This is a genomic window from Clostridium sardiniense, assembly GCF_050584765.1.
Lineage (GTDB): Bacteria > Bacillota > Clostridia > Clostridiales > Clostridiaceae > Clostridium > Clostridium sardiniense_A.
This window is the reverse complement of the sequence record NZ_JBNOOR010000014.1, coordinates 1-5,962: the sequence shown is the minus strand read 5'-3', so window position 1 is coordinate 5,962 and position 5,962 is coordinate 1. Positions and strand designations below refer to the sequence as shown.

Here is a 5,962-nt window from a genome sequence, read left to right as displayed (position 1 = left end):
GCATCTACAGTTATTTCTGGTAACTCCTCATTAGCTTTTAGCTTCATTGTATAGTTGTATCTATCAGCTGCAAAACCTTCTAAAGCTTTACCATTTACATTTATTCCATTTATAACGAAATCTGACTTTTGTTCTACTCTCTCCTCAAAAGATTTCATTTCTTTTATTCCTAAAGATTTACCACTTTTAGATTTCATCTTCATTCTTATTGCCTTTGTCTTTACCATGTCAAAAGTGTAATAATTTGTATCTGTTGGTGATGTAACTTCTGGATTAGATGCTAAGTTAGATACTGTTACCCAATTACTATCATCATTAAATGGATTCTCTTTCTCCATTAATACATGTGCTGGTTCCTTTGGTACAACAACTTCATCTCCAACATAGTATTGTATTTCAAAACTTTCTGGAATCGTACATCCATGATCCTCAAAGAAAGTAACTTCTAGATTGTTTATATACTTCTCCTCTGGCAGACCTGATCCTAAGATAATACCAACCCAATCACCACTTCTTGGTTGCTCTACCCAATTAGTCCATCTGGTATTATTTATCTCTCCATCATTTACATATTGAATTTTATCCCTTGAACCTGGTTTTACAAGCTCATCATTTGTAAATGAAGCTATTGCCATTGGTATATCAAAACCAACCTTTGAACCAGCAATATTATCACCTTTTACAGTTTCATCAGTTACTCTAATAGTCGCAGTTACAACTCTATCTGTTCCTTCTACAGCTCCATTTATAATAAAAGTTCCAACTTTACTTAATAAATCTTTATCATACTCTTTCCAAGTAACAGGAACATCAACTATTGTTCCATCTGTATAGTAAGCCTTTACTGTTTGTGGAAGCTTTGGCTCTACCTTTACATTAGTTGAAAGTGAAATATTTTGTAATGCTGACAAGCCCTTAACAGTAACTCTTGCTTTTGCTTTTAATTCTTGTCCTTCAACAGTTCCTTCCACTTCAAAAATTCCATATTTATTATATGACTCTTCTTTTACCTTATCCCAAGTAACCTTTACTTCTCTAGGTAATCCAATATCATATATTGCCTTTATCTTTTCTGGTAATACTGGTGCAACTCCCTTATCTGTTTCTACATTTACTCTTTCATATGAAATAATAGTCTTTTCAGCTGGATTCTTTCCAATATTTATTGTTATACCTTTAGTAGTAACAGTCTTACCTTTATAAGTTACCTTAGCATTTAAAGTTACTGTTCCTTCTTTATAAGCATATAATTTACCATTTTCTATTTTAGCTTCCCCAGAATCCTTAGAAGATATTTCATATTTAACTTGTAATTGATCTTCTCCAATTAAAGAATCATCTTGTAATCTTCCTTCTACTATAATATCAACAATATCATCTTCAATTATATCTTTCTTAGATAATTCTATTGTTGCTGATTCTAACTGTGGTCCTTCTTCTGTGAAACTAATAATATAATTGTTAGTCGTCTTACCATCTTCTGCTATAACTATAACATTAGCGCTACTATCAGTATTTAATGTTGGTACTACAAATACACTTGCATTATCTTTGGCAGTAGCTGTAACGACTGGTACCTTTGAAGCATATGGTAGATTAATTCTATATTGATTAGTACTTTCATTAAAGTTTTCGACACTTACTCCATCTACTTTAATGTCCTTTAATAAGGCTGTACCTTTCATCTCTAATACATCAGAATAAACATAAAATTCAGTAATACCAACTGACTTATTGGCCACAGTATCCTCTTTTAATAAAGCTCTTATTTTAGTTGTATTTACTTCATCAAAAGTAATTTCTTCTGTACCTTCTGCTGAGAAACCAGTTGTCTTGCTTTGATTAGAAACTCCAATCCATTCATTACCATTCCAGTACTCAACTAGAATCTCACTTGGAATAGCAACACCCTGATCACTATATAGTGAAATTCCTATTTTACCAATAGAATATTCTTCATCAAACTCTATTCCAGCATACTCATCATAATTTTCTCCTGGTTTCCCCCAGTTAGTCCATCTATTTTTTGGTTCACTAACCTTAGATATTACACCATCATTAATATTATTTATACTATCATAGCCTTCAGTATATGAAGCGAATGCTTTTGGATATGTCTTACCTTCATTTAATGCTATATTTGCTTCTTTAAAATTATCAGATACAACTATAATAGCTTTAGCATCTAAGCTTTCTACTCCTGTAACCTTACCTTTTATTGTAACAGTTTTAGGTGAAGCAACATCCTCTCCTTTTAATTCTCTCTCCCAAGTTACTGGATACTTTTCTATGCTTCCATCATTGCTTACTACTGATACTTCTTCTGGAAGCTTAGCTTGTTTGCCAACAGGTACTAACATCCTAGAATCTAATACACCAATAATATCTTTAACAATTACTTTAATACTTACTGGAATATCGCTACCTATTACAGTTCCTTTTACTTTAAATATTCCAGGAGCTTTTAAAGCATCTTCTGGAATTGAATCCCAGATAACATTTACTTCTTTTTTAGTTCCATCTGTATAAAGTGCTGTTATTTCTGTTGGAAGATTTAATTCTCCATTAACTGGTACTGTAACATCACTTACATCATATCCAACTATCTTATTTTCACTTAATTCTTCTTCTGGTACAGTGTATACTGTTGTGTTATCAGAAGAAAGACCTTGGCTTGTTGCTGTTAATGTAAATGAACCAGCATTTTTTGTTGATTGAACTATAACTAAAGCTTTTCCATTAAAAGCTTTTCTCTTATTATCCTTGTATCTTTCAACACTTGCAGCATTTCCATTATCAACACCAACTATCTTACCATTACCCTTAACTTCAAAATTTATTAAATTATCAGCATCTGGTACTAAAGTTCCATTTTCATCAACTACATCAACTGTAATAAATGATAAATCGTATCCATCAGCAGTTATAACTTGTCTATCAGCACTTAAATCAATTTTCTTTGCTTCATTAGCAGTTTTAACTACATCTCTCGCAACTTCTTTACCATTTGTATCCTTTGCGACAGCTGTCAATTTACCTTTTTTATAAGGAACTTTAAATTCTAAGTGAAGCTTACCATCTTTAGTTTCTTTATAAGTTCCATTGTATCCTGCATTTGTAACTTCATATTGTTTACTCTCTACTAATTCCCCTAGCTCATCACTTGTTACATCTTCATTAAAATATAGATCAACAGAGTTTGAATTAGTATATGCATATACTAATATCTTATCTCCATCAACTTTTATGCTATCATCATTTTCAAAGTTCCAATGTGGTAATAAATGAACCATTGGTTCATTTGACCATTGACTTTGATAGAAATAGAAAGCATCTTTTTCAAATCCAGCTGTATCTATAGCCCCAAAGTATGATGATTTTGATGGGAATTTATTGTAATAAGGAGTTGGTTCTCCTATATAATCGAAGCCTGTCCAAATATATTCTCCTAGTATATATTCTCTATCTCTATTCATCTTCCATGCATCTTCTGCAGTTCTTCCCCAACCAACACGATCATTATCATATGAGGATTGTTGTAAATCTTGATGATTATCACCTATACCAATTTTTTCTGGATGCGCATATACACCTCTACTTCTTACAGCCGAAGAAGTCTCTGAACCGTACATTACCCAATCTTCATATTTATTTCTAAATTTATCGTACTGATGTTCGGAATAGTTAAATCCTACGACATCTACAATATCAGCTACTTTTTCATGAGCTCCTTCTCCATTCATGAATGCAATTTCTCCCATAGTTGTAGGTCTTGTAGTATCAATTTCCTTAACCCATTTTTGAAGATTGGTTACTGTTTCAACACCCTTTGCTTCGCTTGTTTCCCATATTTCATTTCCTAATGACCACATTATTATACTTGGTGCATTCTTTCCTCTATTAACCATTTGCTTAATATCAAACTCTGCCCAAGTCATATCTCCATGAATTGATTTTTGCTCAAAAAATCTTCCATAATCATATGGCTTCTTCCCACCATACCAAGTATCAAAGGCCTCCTCTATAAGAAGAATTCCCTCTTCATTACAAATATCTATTAAGTGTTGTGATGCAGGATTATGAGTAACTCTTATAGAATTTACTCCCATCTCTTTTAACTTCTTAACCTGTCTTCTTATTGATGCCTTATTATCAACAGCACCTAAAGATCCTTGGTCATGATGCATACATACACCTTCAAGCTTCATTTGTTCTCCATTTAAGAAGAACCCCTTATTAGTAGTATTCTCAAACCATCTCATACCAAAATCTGTTTCATACTCATCTACTATTTTGTCATCAATAATTACAGTAGTAACCGCTTTATATAAATATGGATTTTCTGTTCCCCAAAGCTTCGGATTGGAAACCATTACATCGGCATTAAACTTCTTAGTAGTTCCAGCACCTACTACTTCAGTAGTTATATTTTCAGCTACATTATTTCCTTCAGCATCTACTATAACTGATTTAACGCTTATTTCTTTCTCTGTAGCTTCCTCATTCATAATATCTGTTTTAATATTAACTTTAGCTCTACCATTCTTGTATTCCTTTTCTAAGTCTGGTGTAGTTACGAAAGTACCATATTCTGCAACATGAACATTTTCAGTTACTGTAAGATTGACATCTCTATATATACCACTACCTGAATACCATCTACTACTTCTTTGTTTATTCTTTACTCTTACTGCGATAACGTTTTCAGTAACACCATCGCATACTATATCGTCTGTTATATCAAATGAAAATGGAGTATATCCATAAGGATGATTACCTATTTGTTTTCCATTTACATAAATATAGCTATCCATGTATACTCCACCAAAGTTAATATTTATTTTTTTTCCTTCCATTTCTTTAGGCAGTACAAAACTCTTTCTATACCAACCAGTTCCTCCGTCTAGATATCCCCCTTCATGGGTTGCTTCAGAATCTTTATTAAAATCCAACTCAATACTCCAATCATGAGGTAATGTTAGATCTCTCCATTTGCTATCATCAAATTTTTTTTCTTTTGCTTCTGGCACATCTCCCAAGTTAAATTTCCAATTATCATTAAATGATATAGTTCTTTGTGAATCATTATTTACTGTTTTAACTATTTCTTTATCTCTTACTGTAGCATTTGCCAATGTTGGTATACCTGAAGAAGTCGTAATTACTACTGTAGCAAGAATTAAACTTAGCATTTTTTTAAACTTCATACCCTTTAACCCCATTCATAAATTTTCAATTTATTTTTTATATTTAATATACTTGGCCTAAACACTTCATAGTTACTATTAAGTAACATATTAATTTCTTAATAATAGCTATTACTAAAGCAATGGCTCCCCCCCTAAACTTTATTATTTTAGAAAAATTGAATAGAAATTGTTCTGATGCAGTAACATTACTTTAGGTAAAGTTAATTTATTTTTTTATTCATTCCTCCCCTCATACTTAATATTTTTTTTCCTTGATAAATACCATAATTGCAAAATAAACTTTAAACAATTAATAAATTAATAAATTCCACATAAATATATTACCTTATTTCCCTAAATATGTAAATTGATTATTTGTTTTTACATGTTTTTTATTTTGAATTTTTAAATTAAAATAAATTTTCAGTATTTTTTTCATAAACTTTAATTATAAATTTGAAAATAACTTTTAAAACAAATAATAATAATAATAATATGATTTTTTTTACTATCTTTTCTCTACACTTAGATAATACACTGTAAATAAGCTCTCATCTTTAATATTAATATTCTCTGTAAACTTTGTATTATTAACTCATCAATATAATAAAATAATGGAAGTCGAATTCAACTTCCATTATTTCTATTATATTATCAATAATTTTCTTAAAATAGCCTGATTTATCTATTCACTTCTTTAGCTATTTATCTCTTTTTCTTTTCTTTAAAGTAATTCCTCCAGCAGCTACAGCAGCAACTCCTAAAAGCAACAT

At 30.9% G+C, this 5,962-nt stretch carries 1 protein-coding gene; it reads right to left on the bottom strand.

Annotated elements, in window-relative coordinates; all coding sequences use genetic code 11:
* A partial coding sequence (locus ACQPUW_RS17130; RefSeq protein WP_430838653.1) for an Ig-like domain-containing protein occupies positions 1 to 5,207 on the bottom strand: 5,207 nt, incomplete at its 3' end.
* Between the last annotated feature and the right edge of the window lie 755 nt (positions 5,208 to 5,962).